Annotated in this window: 16 protein-coding genes; 4 read left to right on the top strand and 12 right to left on the bottom strand. The window is 73.6% G+C overall.

Features of this window, described 5'->3' with window-relative positions; genetic code table 11:
• Positions 1 to 188: 188 nt before the first annotated feature.
• The 3 genes from nhaA (at position 189) to V2S66_RS21545 (ending at position 3,156) form a co-directional block, all read left to right on the top strand.
• Positions 189 to 1,643, top strand: a complete 1,455-nt coding sequence (nhaA, locus tag V2S66_RS21555) for a Na+/H+ antiporter NhaA (RefSeq protein ID WP_413966450.1) — start codon at positions 189 to 191, stop codon at positions 1,641 to 1,643.
• Between the two features lie 72 nt (positions 1,644 to 1,715).
• Positions 1,716 to 2,192 carry a phage holin family protein gene (locus V2S66_RS21550; protein ID WP_330797545.1) on the top strand — a complete coding sequence of 159 codons (477 nt, stop codon included), beginning with the start codon at positions 1,716 to 1,718 and terminating at the stop codon, positions 2,190 to 2,192.
• Positions 2,193 to 2,205: 13 nt separating this feature from the next.
• Positions 2,206 to 3,156, top strand: a complete 951-nt coding sequence (locus V2S66_RS21545) for an alpha/beta fold hydrolase (RefSeq protein ID WP_330797544.1) — start codon at positions 2,206 to 2,208, stop codon at positions 3,154 to 3,156.
• 351 nt (positions 3,157 to 3,507) lie between these two features.
• Here V2S66_RS21545 and V2S66_RS21535 read toward each other — a convergent pair whose 3' ends face one another.
• The 3 genes from V2S66_RS21535 to nth all read right to left on the bottom strand — a co-directional run bounded on the left by V2S66_RS21535 (position 3,508) and on the right by nth (position 6,318).
• Positions 3,508 to 4,707, bottom strand: coding sequence for a MarP family serine protease (locus V2S66_RS21535; protein WP_330797542.1), 1,200 nt, complete (start codon positions 4,705 to 4,707; stop codon positions 3,508 to 3,510).
• Between the two features lie 133 nt (positions 4,708 to 4,840).
• Positions 4,841 to 5,524, bottom strand: coding sequence for an NUDIX hydrolase (locus V2S66_RS21530; RefSeq protein WP_330797541.1), 684 nt, complete (start codon positions 5,522 to 5,524; stop codon positions 4,841 to 4,843).
• On the bottom strand, positions 5,521 to 6,318 hold the full coding sequence (gene nth, locus V2S66_RS21525) for an endonuclease III (protein ID WP_413966451.1): 798 nt from the start codon (positions 6,316 to 6,318) through the stop codon (positions 5,521 to 5,523). The genes V2S66_RS21530 and nth overlap by 4 nt, the downstream gene beginning before the upstream one ends.
• Before the next feature lie 246 nt (positions 6,319 to 6,564).
• On the opposite strand from nth, the gene V2S66_RS21520 reads away from it, so the two are divergent.
• Positions 6,565 to 7,239 (top strand): Crp/Fnr family transcriptional regulator, encoded by a 675-nt coding sequence (locus V2S66_RS21520; RefSeq protein WP_037911812.1) that lies wholly within the window; start codon positions 6,565 to 6,567, stop codon positions 7,237 to 7,239.
• Between the two features lie 102 nt (positions 7,240 to 7,341).
• Here V2S66_RS21520 and V2S66_RS21515 read toward each other — a convergent pair whose 3' ends face one another.
• The 9 genes from V2S66_RS21515 to V2S66_RS21475 form a co-directional block, all read right to left on the bottom strand.
• Positions 7,342 to 8,346: an alpha/beta hydrolase family protein gene (locus V2S66_RS21515; protein ID WP_330797539.1), complete on the bottom strand. Its 1,005-nt coding sequence runs from the start codon at positions 8,344 to 8,346 to the stop codon at positions 7,342 to 7,344.
• Between the two features lie 3 nt (positions 8,347 to 8,349).
• A complete protein-coding gene (gene kynU, locus V2S66_RS21510; protein ID WP_330797538.1) occupies positions 8,350 to 9,636 on the bottom strand; it encodes a kynureninase in 1,287 nt (428 codons plus the stop codon).
• The gene (locus V2S66_RS21505; protein ID WP_330797537.1) at positions 9,629 to 10,465 is read right to left on the bottom strand and encodes a tryptophan 2,3-dioxygenase family protein; all 837 of its coding nucleotides are present in this window, start codon (positions 10,463 to 10,465) and stop codon (positions 9,629 to 9,631) included. The genes kynU and V2S66_RS21505 overlap by 8 nt, the downstream gene beginning before the upstream one ends.
• A gap of 195 nt (positions 10,466 to 10,660) precedes the next feature.
• Positions 10,661 to 11,464 (bottom strand): DUF3152 domain-containing protein, encoded by an 804-nt coding sequence (locus V2S66_RS21500; protein WP_330797536.1) that lies wholly within the window; start codon positions 11,462 to 11,464, stop codon positions 10,661 to 10,663.
• Between the two features lie 348 nt (positions 11,465 to 11,812).
• Positions 11,813 to 12,226 carry a DUF3151 domain-containing protein gene (locus V2S66_RS21495; protein WP_330797535.1) on the bottom strand — a complete coding sequence of 138 codons (414 nt, stop codon included), beginning with the start codon at positions 12,224 to 12,226 and terminating at the stop codon, positions 11,813 to 11,815.
• 129 nt (positions 12,227 to 12,355) lie between these two features.
• A complete protein-coding gene (gene fbaA, locus V2S66_RS21490; protein ID WP_330797534.1) occupies positions 12,356 to 13,378 on the bottom strand; it encodes a class II fructose-bisphosphate aldolase in 1,023 nt (340 codons plus the stop codon).
• Positions 13,379 to 13,528: 150 nt separating this feature from the next.
• The gene (gene pyrE, locus V2S66_RS21485) at positions 13,529 to 14,071 is read right to left on the bottom strand and encodes an orotate phosphoribosyltransferase (RefSeq protein WP_330797533.1); all 543 of its coding nucleotides are present in this window, start codon (positions 14,069 to 14,071) and stop codon (positions 13,529 to 13,531) included.
• Between the two features lie 81 nt (positions 14,072 to 14,152).
• Entirely contained in the window at positions 14,153 to 14,950 is a 798-nt protein-coding gene (locus V2S66_RS21480) for an aldose epimerase family protein (RefSeq protein ID WP_330797532.1), read from the bottom strand.
• A gap of 129 nt (positions 14,951 to 15,079) precedes the next feature.
• Positions 15,080 to 15,943 carry an SRPBCC family protein gene (locus tag V2S66_RS21475; protein ID WP_330797531.1) on the bottom strand — a complete coding sequence of 288 codons (864 nt, stop codon included), beginning with the start codon at positions 15,941 to 15,943 and terminating at the stop codon, positions 15,080 to 15,082.
• Positions 15,944 to 15,964: the final 21 nt, after the last annotated feature.

The raw sequence follows: 15,964 nt of genomic DNA, 5'->3' as shown, positions 1-15,964 counted from the left end.
CAGCCGAGGGCGCGCACGGCGCGCCACGCGCAGCCAGCAGACCAGACGGCGTCCGAGGGGCGTCCGGCGACACCGCCGGGCGCCCCTCATCCGTACGGGTCACTCCGGCGGTGCCTCCCCCGCCGCGCGCGGCGAGACTGGACACCGTCGCCCGTCGCCCGTCGCTGTCGCCCAGGAGGACGCCCCCCGTGAGCGAGCAGCCCCCGCGCAGCGACTCTCCGGGCAGCGATCCTCCTGGCGCGGATCGGCCACCGCGTGGCAGGACGCGCAGTCGCTCCGCGGTCCTGCTGGACCGCCTCCCCCTCCCCGAACGCAACTTCGTGGCGGACGCGCTGCGCGCCGAGACCGTCGGCGGCGTCCTGCTGCTGCTCGCCGCGGTCGCCGCGCTGATCTGGTCGAACACGCTGCACCACAGCTACGAGGCGGTGAGCGACTTCCACTTCGGGCCGGCCGCGCTCGGTCTGCACCTGTCGGTGGAGCACTGGACGGCCGACGGCCTGCTCGCGGTCTTCTTCTTCGTCGCCGGCATCGAACTCAAACGTGAACTCGTCGCGGGCGAACTGCGCACGCCGGCCGCCGCCGCGCTCCCCGTGGTCGCCGCGCTGTGCGGCATGGCGGTGCCCGCGGTGGTCTACACCGTGGTCAGCGGCGCCGCCGGCGGCTCCCTCAAGGGCTGGGCGGTGCCCACCGCGACGGACATCGCGTTCGCCCTGGCCGTGCTCGCCGTGATCGGCACCGCGCTGCCCGCCGCGCTGCGGGCCTTCCTGCTCACCCTCGCGGTGGTGGACGACCTCTTCGCGATCCTGATCATCGCGATCTTCTTCTCCTCCTCCCTGCACATCGCCCCGCTCCTCGGCTCGCTCGCCGGCCTCGTCGCCTTCTGGCTGCTGCTGCGGGCCGGGGTGCGCGGCTGGTACGTGTACGTGCCGCTGGCCGTGGTGATCTGGGCGCTGATGTCCAACAGCGGTGTGCACGCGACCATCGCGGGCGTCGCCATGGGCCTGATGCTGCGCTGCACGACCCGTGAGGGCGAGCGGCGCTCACCGGGCGAGCACATCGAACACCTGGTCAGACCGCTGTCGGCGGGGCTGGCCGTGCCGCTGTTCGCCCTGTTCTCGGCGGGCGTGGTGGTCTCGGCCGGTTCGCTGCGCGACGTGTTCGACCGCCCCGAGACGCTCGGTGTGGTGCTCGGCCTGGTGGTGGGCAAGACGCTCGGCGTCTTCGGCGGCACCTGGCTGGCCGCCCGCTTCACCCGCGCCGAGCTGAACGCCGATCTCAGCTGGCCCGACGTGCTCGCGGTGTCGACGCTGGCCGGGATCGGCTTCACCGTCTCCCTGCTGATCGGCGAACTCGCGTTCAGCGACGATCCGCGGCTCGCCGACGAGGCCAAGGCAGCGGTGCTGGTCGGCTCGCTGACGGCGGCGCTGCTGGCCGGCATCCTGCTGAAGCTCCGCAACGACAGGTACCGCGCGCTCACCGACGACGAGGAGCGCGACGAGGACGGCGACGGCATCCCCGACATCTACGAGCGGGACAAGCCCGCCTACCACCTCAGAATGGCCGAGATCCTGGAGGCGAAGGCTGCGGAGCATCGCAGGCTTGCCCGACTCGGCAGGGACGCGGGTGACTCTGACGGCACGTGAGGCATGATCTAGGGACCACCGGGCGAGGAAGCCCGGTGACCACCCGGACCGACCGACACGACGGAGGACGCGATGAGCGCAGCCTCGAACGGTGACGAGCGCAGCCTCGGCCAGCTGTTCGCCTCCGCCACGGCGGAGCTCTCCGCCCTGGTGCACGACGAGATCGCCCTGGCCAAGGCCGAGATCCGGCAGGACGCGAAACGGGCGGCGGTCGGCAGCGGCGCCTTCGTACTGGCGCTGGCGCTGCTGTTCTTCGCCGTGCCGATGCTCAGCTTCGCCAGCGCGTACGGAATCCACGCCCTGGGCATCACGCTGGGGTGGTCGTTCCTGATCGTCTTCGGCGCGTTCGTGCTGCTCGCGGCGGTGCTCGGGCTGATCGGCATGGGCCGGTTCAAGAAGGTCAAGAAGCCGGAGCGGTCCATCGCCTCCGCGAAGGAGACCGCGGCGGTGCTGCAGAAGGCCAAGCCGCATCCACGCGATCTCGCACCGAAGGACGCCGTGGCCGACAGGTCCTTGACAACCGGCGCCACGAGGGACGTCAAGATGTGACACGCTCTGGGGCATGAACCTCCCCGCCCGGTCGCAGAGTCCGTCGGGCAGCGGCCGCCCTTCGGTCCCGCGCGTCGAAGGCCCATGGACGCACCGCGACGTGGCCGCCAACGGCGCGCGGTTCCACATCGCCGAGCTGGGCGACGGTCCGCTGGTGCTGCTGCTGCACGGCTTCCCGCAGTTCTGGTGGACCTGGCGGCACCAGCTCACCGCGCTCGCCGACGCCGGATTCCGCGCCGTGGCGATGGACCTGCGCGGCGTCGGCGGCAGCGACCGCACCCCGCGGGGGTACGACCCGGGCAACCTCGCGCTCGACGTCACCGGCGTGATCCGCTCGCTGGGCGAGCCCGACGCGGCGCTCGTCGGACACGACCTGGGCGGCTACCTGGCCTGGACGGCGGCGGCGATGCGGCCGAAGCTGGTGCGCCGCCTCGCGGTCAGCTCGATGCCGCATCCGCGCCGGTGGCGCTCGGCGATGCTCACCGACCTGCGGCAGAGCCGGTCGGGGGCGTACATCTGGGGCTTCCAGCGGCCGTGGCTGCCGGAGCGGCAGCTGACCGCGGACGACTCCGCGCTGGTCGGCCGGCTGGTCCAGGAGTGGTCGGGGCCGAGCCTGCCGGACGAGGAGGCGGTGGACGTCTACCGCCGCGCGATGCAGATCCCCTCGACGGCGCACTGCGCGGTGGAGCCGTACCGGTGGATGGTGCGCTCGATGGCCCGTCCTGACGGCATCCAGTTCAACCGCAGGATGAAGCGGCCGGTGCGGGTGCCGACGCTGCAGATGCACGGCTCGCTGGACCCGGCGATCGGCACCAGGAGCGTCGCGGGCAGTGGGGAGTACGTCGAGGCCCCGTACCGCTGGCGGCTGTTCGACGGGCTCGGGCACTTCCCGCAGGAGGAGGACCCGGTGGCCTTCTCCACGGAGCTGATCAACTGGCTGAAGGACCCCGAGCCGGACCGCTGACCTCTCTCGTCACTGGTATGACATCCACTTGTACGACGGTCGAATGATCGTCAAAATGCCGGGCGCATAGGCCAACTGAGCGACGAAACAGCGATTACCGACCAGGGGGCGCGGGCACGTAGCTCGGTATGGGTTGGACGCACGACTACCGTGAAGTACCGCGTAATCGCCGCCGCATCTCCGGCGCCGCAGTCCGGACGGCGCCCATGGCCGTCCTGCCGTCAGGACAGGGCCGCCTCGGCATCCCGCGCATCCTCGGTCGCAGGGCCCGCTGGGTCAGCGCCCGGCTGCGTCACGTGAAGGAATGATCCGGCAGCCGGCCGGCCGGAGCACGCGCCCCGGCCGGCCGGCTCACAGCGCGCAGTTCTCGGTGTCCACCCGGTGGGTCGCGTGCGTGCCGGCGGCGGCGTCCTGGCGCACCTCGTCGGCGGTCAGCGCGTAACCGGTGTCGGCGTCGTCCAGCGACTTGGCGAAGACCACACCCGCGACCTGCCCGTCAGGGGTGAGCAGCGGACCGCCGGAGTTGCCCTGGCGGACCGTGGAGTACAGCGAGTACACATCGCGGTGCACGGTGCCCCGACGGTAGATGTCCGGGCCGCCCGCCTCGATCCGGCTGCGGATACGGGCCGCCCGCACGTCGAAGGGGCCGTTCTCCGGGAACCCGGCCACGATGGCGTCGTCGCGGGAGTGCTCGGGGGTGGTGGTGAGGGCCAGCGGCGTCGCGTCCAGGTCCGGCACGTCCAGGACGGCGACGTCGCGCTGCCAGTCGTACAGCACCACGTGCGCGTCGTACTGCCGGCCCTTGCCGCCGATCTGCACCCGCGGCTCGGACACGCCGCCGACGACGTGCGCGTTGGTCATCACCCGGTGCGGGGCGAAGACGAAGCCGGAGCCCTCCAGGATCTTGCCGCAGCCGGGCGCGGTGCCGACGATCTTCACGATGCTGTTCCGCGCGCGCGCCACCACCGGGTTGTTCACCAGCGCCGGGTCCGGCGGCGGCACCGAGGTGATCGGCTCGGAGCCGAAGGTGCCGAAGACCTGCGGCAGGCCGTTCTGCGCGAGGGTGTCGCTGAAGTCGTCGAACCAGGTGTCGGCCTGCGACGGCAGCGCCTGGGAGACGCCGAGCAGCACCTTCGAGGACCGCACTTCGCGCCCTATCGTCGGCAGCGTCGTCGTGGCCAGGGCGCTGCCGATCAGCCAGGCCACCAGCAGCATCGCCACCACGTTGACCAGCGCGCCGCCGCTCGCGTCCAGTGCCCTGGCCGGCGACCAGGTGATCCGCGTGCGCAGCTTGTTGCCCAGATGGGTGGTGAACGCCTGTCCCACCGACGCGCAGACGATGACCATCGCCACCGCGCAGATCACCGCGACCGAGCCGGGCGTCGCGCTGTCCGTCGCCTTGTCCCAGATCAGCGGAAGCAGATAGATGGCGGCCAGTCCGCCGCCGAGGAACCCCGTCACCGACATGATGCCGACGACGAAACCCTGCCGGTAGCCGACCACGGCGAACCAGACAGCGGCGAGGATGAGCAGGAAGTCCAGCACGTTCACGGGGACCACGGTCTCATGTCCACCTGAGCCCGCGGGACCGTACGGCCGGGACCGGAGCCGCCACGGGGACGGCGTCGCGGCCCGAGGCGCCGCGCGGGTACCCCCGACGAGCCTCGGACGTGTCGGACACGGCCTAGCCGAGCGGGACCGTGCGGTCGCGGTCCCAGGGCCGCTCCCAGCCCGCGTAGTGCACGATCTTGTCGATCAGGCCCGCGGTGAACCCCCAGACCAGAGCGCCGCCGACCTGGAAGGCGGGGCCGCGGAAACCGCTGGGGTGGACCAGCGTCGCGCGGTTCGCGGGGTCGGTGAGATCGGCCACCGGCACCCGGAAGACCCGCGCCGTCTCGGCCGGGTCGACCACGCGCACCGGGCTGGGCGCGCGCCACCAGCCGAGCACCGGCGTGACCGTGAAGTCGGTGACCGGGATGTACAGCCGCGGCAGCACCGCGAAGACCTGCACCCCGGCCGGGTCGAGGCCGGTCTCCTCCTCGGCCTCGCGCAGCGCGGCCCGCAGCGGGCCGTCGCCCTCCGGGTCGCCGTCCGCCGGGTCCAGCGTGCCGCCGGGGAACGACGGCTGGCCCGCGTGCGAGCGCAAGGCCGCGGAACGCTCCATCAGCAGCAGGTCGGGGCCGTGCTCCCCCTCGCCGAAGAGGATCAGCACCGCCGCCCGCCGCCCCGCGCCGTCCGCCGGCAGGAAGCGGCTGAGCTGCTCGGGCCGCACCTCCGCGGCCACCGCCACCACCGGCTCCAGCCACGACGGCACGCCCGCGGCACTGACCTGCACGCCGGAGGCGTCCGCGCCCTGCGCCTGCGTCATGAGGCGCCCAGCGGCGGCGCGGGCAGCCCGGGGTAGTCGGGCGGCGGGTTCAGCCGCTGGCCCGGGAAGCCGCCCTTCTCGTACTTGAGCAGCTTCCTCGCCTTCTCCGGGTCCATCTCCCCCTCGCCGTACGACGGGCAGAGGCGCGCGATCGGGCAGGCGCCGCAGGCCGGCTTGCGGGAGTGGCAGATCCGGCGGCCGTGGAAGACCACGCGGTGCGACAGCATCGTCCAGTCCGACTTCGGGAAGAGCCGGGCGACGTCCTGCTCGACCTTCTCCGGGTCCTCCGAGGTGGTCCAGCCGAAGCGGCGGGCCAGCCGGCCGAAGTGGGTGTCGACGGTGATGCCGGGCACGCCGAACGCGTTGCCCAGCACGACGTTGGCGGTCTTGCGCCCGACGCCCGGCAGCTTGACCAGGTCCGCGAGCCGCCCGGGGACCTCGCCGCCGAAGTCGTCCCGCAGCGCGGCGGACAGGCCGAGCACCGAGCGGGCCTTCGCGCGGAAGAAACCGGTCGGCCGGAGGATCTCCTCCAGCTCCGACGGGTCGGCCGCCGCCATCTCCTCGGGCGTCGGGTACTTCGCGAAGAGCGCGGGGGTCGTCTGGTTCACCCGCAGGTCCGTGGTCTGCGCGGACAGCACGGTGGCGACCAGCAGCTGGAACGGGTTCTCGAAGTCCAGCTCCGGATGGGCGTACGGATACACCTCGGCCAGCTCGCGGTTGATCCTGCGGGCGCGCCGCACCAGCGCCACCGGGGGGGCCTGTTCGCTCACAGCGGAATCTGCTGGAGGCGCCACCCGTTCGGTCGCCTTGGCCGTCCGTTTCCTCTGCACCCTCGGCGTCTCTGACACCCGGCCAGCCTAAGCCTCGCCACCGACATACGCGCTCGATACCCTGTGCGGCAACAAGATCAGACGCCCGATCGGACCCCCGGGGCACCTCGGCGGCCGCACATAAGACATCCTTGTGATTGATCGCACTGGTTGAGACGTCGTGCATCATGGGAAATCCGGCGATGTCGACTGTCGACAAGGAGAGAGCTCGTGGACGACGTTCTGCGCCGTGCTCCGCTTTTCGCGGCGCTCGACGACGAGCAGGCGGCTGAACTGCGTGCCTCCATGACGGAGGTCACGCTCGCGCGAGGCGACTCGCTGTTCCACGAGGGCGACCCCGGGGACCGGCTGTACGTCGTCACCGAGGGCAAGGTGAAGCTGCACAGGACCTCCCCCGACGGGCGGGAGAACATGCTGGCCGTGGTCGGTCCCGGCGAGCTGATCGGCGAGCTGTCGCTGTTCGACCCCGGCCCCCGCACGGCCACCGGCACCGCGCTCACCGAGGTCAAGCTGCTCGGCCTGGGCCACGGCGACCTGCAGCCCTGGCTGAACGTGCGGCCCGAGGTCTCCACCGCGCTGCTGCGGGCCGTCGCGCGCCGCCTGCGCAGGACCAACGACGTGATGTCCGACCTCGTCTTCTCCGACGTGCCGGGACGCGTGGCCAAGGCCCTGCTCGACCTCTCGCGGCGCTTCGGCGTCCAGTCGGAGGAGGGCATCCACGTCGTCCACGACCTGACCCAGGAAGAGCTGGCGCAGCTCGTCGGCGCGTCCCGCGAGACCGTGAACAAGGCGCTCGCCGACTTCGCCGGCCGCGGCTGGCTCCGCCTGGAGGCCCGCGCCGTGATCCTCCTCGACGTCGAGCGGCTGGCGAAGCGCTCGCGCTGAGCCGCGTCGGCGCCCGCGCCGATCCCGGTCCGCCGACGGGCCTTCCCCGCCTCCTCTTCCTCGCGCGCCCCCGCCCTGCGGCCGGGGCGCGCGGTCATGTCGTCACCAGGCCAGCTGGACGATCTCGTCGATGACGGCCTGGGCCGCGGGCGCGGCCGGGTCGATCAGCGGGAAGTGCCCGGTGGCCGGCAGCCACGCCACCGTCGGCTCCTCCCCCGCTGCCGCCGCCGCGGCCGCGAAAGCCTCGCTGACCTGCCGCGGAACCACGTTGTCAGTGGCCCCGTGCACGATGGTCGTGGCGATTCCGGTGGGGAGAAGCACCGACGGATCGGCGTGGGGGGCGCGGTCTGCCCGGTGGTCGGGGCCACCGAGCAGATCGTCCACCGCACCCGAGCAGACGTGCAGCCGGATCGCCGAGCCGAAGTCGGCGATCGGGGCGAGCGCCACGACGCCGCGCAACGCGGGGGGCGAGACGAGATGCCAGGGGGAATCAGGGGGCAGCACATGGCGTGCCGCCGCCCACAGCACGAGGTGGCCGCCGGCGCTGTGCCCGGTGAGCACGATCCTGCGCGGGTCGACGGCCCGCGCGCCGAGCGCCTCGACCGCCAGCTCCGGCAGGGCGTCCAGCGCGGCCGCCACGTCGTCGAAGGTGTCCGGCCAGCGTCCGGCGGGCGCCGGGCCGCCGGGGGGCGTCCCGGCGGGTTCAGGGACCTCGCCGTCCGGTTCCTGCCGCTCCGGCGGGCCCGCGGCCTGGCCGGAGCCGTCCGGCAGGCCGCCGCGGCGGTACTCCACCGACGCCACCGCGAAGCCGGCCGCGGCCAGGCGGGCGGCGAGCGGCGAGACGTGCCGCCTGTCGTACGCGGCGCGCCAGGCGCCGCCGTGCAGCAATCCGACGAGCGGGGCCGGACGTGCCGCCGCGCCCGCGCCGCGCGGCCGGTAGAAGTCGATCACCTGGTCGGGATGGCCCCCGTAGGCCGCGGTGGCGTCCGGGGGCACCTGTGGATGGCCGAAGGCCGACGCCTCCTCGGCCGCTTCCCGTACGGCGCCGGCCGCCGCCTCGGCGAGGGCGTCCTCGGGCGGGGTCGTGGCGGAGTCGGCTGCGGCCATCGGTCAGGCGGTCCCTTCGGGTGCGGGGCGCAGCACGGCGGCCAGCACCAGGGCGGCACGCAGCGCGTCGGCGTAGCGGGTGTAGAGCGGGGTGAAGCCGAAACGCAGCAGGTCGGGCCGCCGGTGGTCGCCGACCACGCCGCGCGCGGTCAGCTCGCGCATCACCTCGCGGGCGCCCTCGCAGCGCAGCGACACCTGGCTGCCGCGCTCCTCGTGCGCCGCCGGGGTGATCGGCTCGACCAGGCCCGGGGGCAGCAGCGCGGCCACGCACTCCAGGAAGAAGTCGGTGAGCGCGAGGCTCTTGGTCCGCACGTCGCCGATCGCCACGCCGTCCCAGACGTCCAGGGCGGCGTCGAGCGCGAGCAGCGACAGGATCTCCGGGGTGCCCACCCGGCCGCGCGGCGCTCCGTCCGCCGGCTCGTAGCGGTCGGCCATGCCGAAGGGGTCGGCGTGGGAGTTCCAGCCGGGCAGCGGCGAGTCGAAGCGCGGCTGCAGGTCGCGCCGCACGAAGAGGTAGGCGGGCGCGCCGGGCCCGCCGTTGAGGTACTTGTAGGTGCAGCCGACGGCGAGGTCCACGCCGGCCGCGTCCAGCCCGACCGGCAGCGCGCCCGCGCTGTGGCACAGGTCCCACACGGCGAGGGCGCCGGCGGCGTGCAGCGCCGCGGTCACACCCGGCAGGTCGTGCAGCCTGCCGGTGCGGTAGTCGACGTGGTTGACCAGCGCGACGGCGGTGCGGCCGTCCGCGGACGCGGCGACGTCGTGTGCGGGCACCGCCCGGACCGTCCGGCCGGTCATGCGGGCCGCGGACTGAGCGATGTAGCCGTCGGTGGGGAAGGTCGCCGCGTCGACGAGGATCTGGTCCCGCTCCGGCGGGGCCATGCGGACCGCGGCGACGATCGCCTTGAAGACGTTCACGCTGGTGGAGTCGCCGACGACGACCTGCCCGGGGGCGGCGCCGACCAGCGGGGCGATCCGGTCGCCGATCCGCTCGGGTGCGGTCCACCAGCCGCTCTCGTCCCAGGAGCGGATGCGCAGCTCACCCCACTCCCGGCCGACCACGTCGGCGAGCCGCGGCAGCACGCCGGCGGGCAGCGCGCCGAGCGAGTTGCCGTCCAGATAGACGGTGTCGTCGAGCACGAAGCGGTCGCGGACGGACGCCAGCGGGTCGGCGGCGTCGAGCGCGGCGGCGCGGTCGGCGAGCGAGGCTGCGGCGGGGCCGGCGGCAGCGTCGGGGCCGGTCAGGGCGTCGGGGCCGGGGTGCGGCGCGGCGGCGGCGGTGGGCTCAGACATGGCTGCGGGCCGTCCACAGCTCGGGGAAGACGTTCTTTGCGGCCCGCTTCTCCAGCCAGGCCACCCCCGCGGAGCCGCCGGTGCCGGCCTTGGCGCCCATCGCGCGGCGGGTCGCGACCAGGTGGTCGTTGCGCCAGCGCCAGACGAGTTCGGCGACATCCGTGAGGAGTTCGCCGAGGCGGATCAGCTCGGAGTCCTGGTCGGCGTCGGCGTAGACGCTCTGCCAGGCGGCCTCGACCTCGGGGTGCGGCTCGTAGCGCTGCGTCGGGTCGCGGTCGAGCACCTCGGCGGGCACCGCGTGGCCGCGGCGGGCCAGCAGCCGCAGCACCTCGTCGTAGAGGCTCGGCTCGGTGAGCGCCTTCTCCAGCTCGGCGTGGGCGCTGGGGGTGCCGCGGTGCGGCACGAGCATCGACGCGGACTTGTCACCGAGCAGGAACTCCACCCGCCGGTACATCGCGGACTGGAATCCGGAGCCCTCGCCGAGGGCCGACCGGTAGGCGTTGAACTGGGCGGGGGTGAGGTTCGCGATCGGCTTCCAGGAGGCGTTGAGCGACTCCAGCTCCGGCAGGCTGCGGCGCAGCGCGGCCATCGCCCGAGGGATGTCGTCCCGGCGCAGCGCGGTCGCCGCGGTGGTCCACTCGTGGACCAGCAGGGTGAACCACAGCTCCATCACCTGGGTGGTGACCAGGAACGCCATCTCGCCGGGTTCGTCGGACAGCGGGTGCTGCAGATGGGTGAGGACGGACGCCTGCACGTAGTCCTCGTAAGGGGTGGTGCCCTCGAACGCGAGGTTCGGGGTCTCCGCCTCGCCGGTCGGTGTGTCGGACATGGGGTGTACCTCCAGTGCGTCGCCCGGGATCACCGGGCCGTTCCGCGATCATCTGCGGATCGGCACGATCCGGCAAGGCCCGCAGGTCGCGGCCCGCGCCGCGCCGCGCGCCCCCGCGTGTGGGCCAAGGCGTGCGCGCCCGCGTCCCGACGCGGGACGGGACCGGGGACGGGGCCGGGACCGGGGCCCCTGGGCTCACGGCACCGACGGGCCCTGGATGTAGTGGCCCTGGCTGTCGTACGGCCACTGGTTGGCCGTGCACCCGTGCAGGCCGTAGATCTGCTGCATCATCACGGGCGCCGGCTTGCCGGGGCCAGGGCAGCCCTCGTGGCCGTGGCCGATACGGTGGCCGACCTCGTGGTTGATGATCAGCGCGCGGTAGTCCTGGATGCGCCCGTGGAACTCGGGCGAGCCCAGCATCCAGCGCTTGAGGTTGACCACGACGACGCTGCCGACGTCGCAGTTGACCTCGCCATGGGTGAGCAGGCCGGCCGCGCCGCAGATGGAGTCCACCGTGTCCGGCGTGGCGATCTTGATCACGAAGTCGGCCGGTCCCGAGGAGACCAGCTGGAAGCCGTCGTGCCCGTCGGCGGTCCAGCCGCGCGGATCGGCGAGGATCTGCGCGATCTCCTGCGCGGCCGCGGACGGCTCCAGGTCGATGCCGCCCTCGACCTCGACCTTGTAGCGGCGGAGGGTGCCGTGCCCCGAGGCGCTGCCGCTGGCGTGCGCGGTGCTGAAGGAGCCGCTGCCCGACGTCGGGACGCTCCGCGTCCTCGGCTTCGCCGACGGCTTGACGGTGCGGCTGGGGGTGGGCCGCGTGGTGGCGGTCGTGGGCGTGGTGGCCGGCGTGGTTCCTTCGGCGTGCCCGGTGGCCGAGGGCGGCGGGGAGGTGGCGGACAGCCCGTCGTCGAGAGCGGCCGCGGACTCCGCCCGCTGCGAGGACTGCCAGTACGCGTAGCCCACGCCGCAGCTGAGGGCGAGGACGATCAGCAGGACCATCGGTCCCACGGCTGCGGCGCGGCGTTTGGTCCGGCGGCGGTTGTGCGTGCGTCGACGGCTTCGTGCTGCCAAGGCTCCCCCTGGTGCGGCGCGGCAGAAACCGCCGCCCAGCCCCCTGGCGCTGCTCTGCCGCAACAAGTGTGCGTACACCCGTACGATGGCATACCGAGTATGCACGGCACTCGGCGGCCCGGTCCTCTGTGGCAAGACTGCGACATTCGTCCGGGCGGCAGGCCGATCCCCGCTGGTCCGCGGTGGATCACGCGCGGACCAGCGGGGATCACCGCGCGTGACGGCGCGGCCGGGGCGGCGCCGCGGTCAGCGCGGCGCGGAAGCAGTGGCCGGCGGTCAGCCCAGGATGTCGGCGGCGGTCGGCGAGCTGTCCCGCAGGAAGGTGGAGCAGCGCTCGTACTCGTCGTCCTCGCCGATCGCCTGCGCCGCGCGGCCCAGCGCGTGCAGGGCGCGCAGGAAGCCGCGGTTGGGCTCGTGCTCGAAGGGCACCGGCCCGTGCCCGCGCCATCCGGCGCGGCGCAGCGCGTCCAGGCCGCGGTGGTAGCCGGTGCGGGCGTATGCGTAGGACTCCACGACGCGCCCCGCCTCGAAGGCGTCGTCGGACAGCTGCGCCCAGACCAGGGAGGAGGCCGGGTACTTCGCCGCGACCTCCGCGGGAGCCGTGCCGGAGGCCAGCAGCTCGCGCGGCTCGGGGTCGTCGGGCAGATGGGTCGGGGCGGGTCCCCCGAGCAGGTTTTCGTGAGTGGACATGGGTTCCAGTCTGCCCGAGCGCCCACCCGAAAACAGCCCGCTCCCCGGCCCGCGGGAACCCGGGTCCGGAGGGCGGCCGCGAGGAGGGGCCCGGGGGCAGGCGCGGCCGGCCCCCGGACCCGTCGGGACCTACTTGCGCTTGTTGCCCGCGGAGCGCAGGTTCTCCGCGGCGACCACGACGCGCGCGGCCATGCCGGCCTCGGCCGCCTTGCCCCACACGCGCGGGTCGTACGCCTTCTTGTTGCCGACCTCGCCGTCGACCTTCAGGACGCCGTCGTAGTTGGCGAACATGTGGCCGGCGACCGGCCGGGTGAACGCGTACTGCAGGTCGGTGTCGATGTTCATCTTGACGACGCCGTTCTCCAGCGCCTCGTTGATCTCCGCCTCGGTGGAGCCGGAGCCGCCGTGGAAGACGAAGTCGAAGGCGTTGCCCTTGCCGTACTTCTGCGCGACCGCGTCCTGCAGCTCCTTGAGGATGCTCGGACGCAGCACGACGTTGCCCGGCTTGTAGACACCGTGCACGTTGCCGAAGGAGGCGGCCAGCAGGTAGCGGCCGTGCTCGCCGAGGCCGACCGCCTCGACGGTGCGGTAGGCGTCGTCGACCGTGGTGTAGAGGGAGTCGTTGATCTCGTGCGAGACGCCGTCCTCCTCGCCGCCGGTCGGGGTGATCTCCATCTCCAGGATGATCTTGGCCTTGACGGCCTCGGCCAGCAGCTCCTTGGCGATGGCGAGGTTGTCGTCGAGGTTCTCGGCCGAGCCGTCCCACATGTGGGACTGGAAGAGCGGGTCGCGCCCGGCGCTCACGCGCTCCTGGGAGATCTTCAGCAGCGGCCGCACGTACGCGTCCAGCTTGTCCTTCGGGCAGTGGTCGGTGTGCAGCGCGACGGTGACCGGGTACTTCTCGGCCACGATGTGCGCGAACTCGGCGAGCGCGACCGCGCCGGTCAACATGTCCTTGCTGTACTGGCCGCCGAGGAACTCCGCGCCGCCCGTGGAGATCTGGATGATGCCGTCGCTCTCCGCCTCGGCGAGACCGCGCAGCGCGGCGTGCAGCGTCTGCGACGAGGTGACGTTGATCGCCGGGTAGGCGAACTTGCCCGCCTTCGCGCGGTCGAGCATCTCGTTGTAGACGTCGGGGGTTGCGATGGGCATCGTGTCCGCTCCTCATGACTGTGCGGGTGGTACTGCCGGGGTGGCGACGTCATCGTCGCGCTCATCTTCCCAGACTCGAACGAGTACACCACCTCGGTACCGGTCCGCGGACGGCCGGTACCGGGGCGGCGGCTCAGCCCGGTGCGGGGCTCAGCCGAGGCCGAGGTCGGCCAGCGAGTAGGCGGCCAGGTACGGCAGTCCGGCCTCGGCGATCTTGGGGGCGGCGCCGCGGTCGACGATCACCGCGACCGCCACCACCTCACCGCCCGCCTCGCGGACCGCCTCGACCGCGGTCAGCGGGGAGCCGCCGGTGGTGGAGGTGTCCTCCACGACCAGCACCCGCCGGCCCTTCACCTCGGTGCCCTCGATACGGCGCTGCAGCCCGTGCGCCTTGTTGGCCTTGCGGACCACGAAGGCGTCCAGCCGCTGCCCGCGCGCGGCGGCCGCGTGCAGCATCGAGGTCGCGACGGGGTCGGCGCCGAGCGTCAGCCCGCCGACCGCGTCGAAGTCCAGGTCGGCGGTGAGGTCGAGCATGACCTGCCCGGCCAGCGGCGCGGCCGCGCCGTCCAGGGTGATCCGGCGCAGGTCGATGTAGAAGTCGGCCTCCAGCCCGGACGAGAGGGTCACCTTGCCGTGCACGACGGCCTTGTCCTGGATGTGCCCGAGCAGGGCGGTGCGTACGTCGTCGGTCATGCCGCCGAGCCTAGCCGAGGTCCCGGCACCCGCCCCTGACCTGGGCCGATACCGCCCGGCGGCCCCTGCGTCCCCTCCGCGTCAGCCGATCGTCTGCCAGCTCCAGGTGGTGGAGATCTCCAGCGGGTCGATCGGCGTGACCAGGCGCGGCAGCGTGTTGAGGCCGTTCGGGGGGCCGGACTGCGGCTCGACGCAGACCGCCTCCGGCTGCTCGGTGTAGATCACCGCCCACTCGCTGGCGCTGGTCACCCGCACCCGCATCTCACCGGGCCAGGTCAGCGCGACGTCCACGCCCTCGGGCATGCCGAAGCAGTCGTCCCAGGGGCCGGGCCGGGGGTCGATGCGGTTGCCGTTGGGCAGGTGGTTGTCGCCGCGCTCCTCCTGCCACGCGGCGCTGAAGGTCAGTTCGACGTCCTGGCCGCCGCGCCCGAGGTTGCGCAGCCACCACGGGTGCCAGCCGGCCTGCGCGGGGAAGGAGTCGCCCGCGGTCTCCACACCGAGCGTCAGCTTCACCGAGTGCGGGGCGAGTTCGACGCGCTGCGTGACCAGGCCGGGGTACGGCCACGGGTCCTTCAGCTCGTACTGGAAGGCGGCCGTGGTCGCGGTGGCCGGCTCGGCCTCGCGCCAGGCGGTGTGCCGTCCGGTGCCGTGGATGGCGTGCGGGGGCGCGTCGACCGGCAGCTGGTGGGTGACGCCGCCGTTGCGGAACACGCCGTTCTCGGTGCGGCCGCACCACGGCACCATGATGAAGGCGCCGAACTTGTCGCCCTGGCGCAGGAGTTCGGTCCCGCCGACCTTCAGCGAGGCGATCCGGCAGCCGTTCTCGGGCTGCAAGGTCAGTTCGGCGTCGCCCGCCGTCAGCTTCGTTTCATTCTCCACGGAACCGAGCGTAGCGGGCGGGGCCCGCGCGGCTCACGCGCCTCACGCACGCCGCCCGTTCGGCCCCCCGCGGGGACCGGCCTCCGCGCACCGGCGTCGGCCCACCGGCGTCGGCCCACCGGCGTCGGCTCACCGCCGGCGGCGCAGGACGCGGCCGACGACGACCGCGGAGGCGAGCAGCGCGGCGGCCGCGGGGGCCGCCCAGCGCAGCGTGGCCGCGGCGGAGGAGGCGTCCGGTGCGGGCACCGGCGCGTACCGGCCGCGCGGCGGCGCGTGGTCGACCTCCTCGGCGCTGCGGCCGATCATCGTACGCCGGGCGTGTGCGGCTTCGGCCGGCGTCACCAGGTCGTCCAGCGCGGCGGCGCTCTCCGGTACCTCCACCTCGACCTCGACCAGTTCGAAGTCGTCCACGCCCGCGGGCGGCGCGGGCTCGCCGAGGTCGTCGACGACGTCGGGCTCCTGCGGCGCGCGCTCGGCCAGACCCGCGGAGAAACGGTCCAGCAGGCGGCGCAGCGCGGCCTCCACGACCGCGTCGTCGTAGCCCGTGACGCGTCCGGTGGCGGTGCCGCTGCCGCGGAAGACCAGGTTCGTGCCGGGCTCCGGCGTCGCGGCCGCTTCCACCCGCACCTCGAGCGCGACGGTGGCCGTGCCGGTGCCGCGGACCTCCTCGCCGTGTGCCTCCAGCGTGAAGGGCGAGGCGTCACCGCTCACCTTCAGCGTGGCCCGGTAGGTGATGGTGGACCCGCCGACGCGCAGCCGCAGACGGCCCTGCGGACTGCTGCCGGGGGCGCTGCCGCTCGCGTGATCGGAACCGGAGTCGGGCCCGGCGTCTCCCGCGGCGGCCGCGCCCACGTCGTCCGCCGGGGTCTCGGTCCCGGTGCCCGCCGGGTCGTCGGGCTGCCAGCCCGGCAGGCTCGCGGTGACCGTGGCCGCCGAGCGCAGCGCGTGCGTCAGGCGGGCGGGCGGGATCGGGACGAAGGACTCGTGCTCCATGCGGCGGAGCCTACCCAGGAG

Origin of the sequence: Actinacidiphila polyblastidii (genome assembly GCF_036353415.1) — a bacterium.
GTDB classification, from domain to species: Bacteria; Actinomycetota; Actinomycetes; order Streptomycetales; family Streptomycetaceae; genus Actinacidiphila; species Actinacidiphila polyblastidii.
Note: the sequence above shows the minus strand (reverse complement) of the source record. Positions and strands in the feature narration are given on the sequence as shown.

Excerpts from the sequence above, each read along its gene's own strand:
- V2S66_RS21545 (WP_330797544.1), top strand. The coding sequence starts at position 2,206 with ATGAACCTCCCCGCCCGGTCGCAGAGTCCGTCGGGCAGCGGCCGCCCT.
- pyrE (WP_330797533.1), bottom strand. The coding sequence starts at position 14,071 with ATGACCGACGACGTACGCACCGCCCTGCTCGGGCACATCCAGGACAAG.
- V2S66_RS21500 (WP_330797536.1), bottom strand. The coding sequence starts at position 11,464 with ATGGTCCTGCTGATCGTCCTCGCCCTCAGCTGCGGCGTGGGCTACGCG.
- V2S66_RS21505 (WP_330797537.1), bottom strand. The coding sequence starts at position 10,465 with ATGTCCGACACACCGACCGGCGAGGCGGAGACCCCGAACCTCGCGTTC.
- V2S66_RS21495 (WP_330797535.1), bottom strand. The coding sequence starts at position 12,226 with ATGTCCACTCACGAAAACCTGCTCGGGGGACCCGCCCCGACCCATCTG.
- V2S66_RS21530 (WP_330797541.1), bottom strand. The coding sequence starts at position 5,524 with ATGACGCAGGCGCAGGGCGCGGACGCCTCCGGCGTGCAGGTCAGTGCC.
- V2S66_RS21550 (WP_330797545.1), top strand. The coding sequence starts at position 1,716 with ATGAGCGCAGCCTCGAACGGTGACGAGCGCAGCCTCGGCCAGCTGTTC.
- fbaA (WP_330797534.1), bottom strand. The coding sequence starts at position 13,378 with ATGCCCATCGCAACCCCCGACGTCTACAACGAGATGCTCGACCGCGCG.
- V2S66_RS21515 (WP_330797539.1), bottom strand. The coding sequence starts at position 8,346 with ATGGCCGCAGCCGACTCCGCCACGACCCCGCCCGAGGACGCCCTCGCC.
- V2S66_RS21475 (WP_330797531.1), bottom strand. The coding sequence starts at position 15,943 with ATGGAGCACGAGTCCTTCGTCCCGATCCCGCCCGCCCGCCTGACGCAC.
- kynU (WP_330797538.1), bottom strand. The coding sequence starts at position 9,636 with ATGTCTGAGCCCACCGCCGCCGCCGCGCCGCACCCCGGCCCCGACGCC.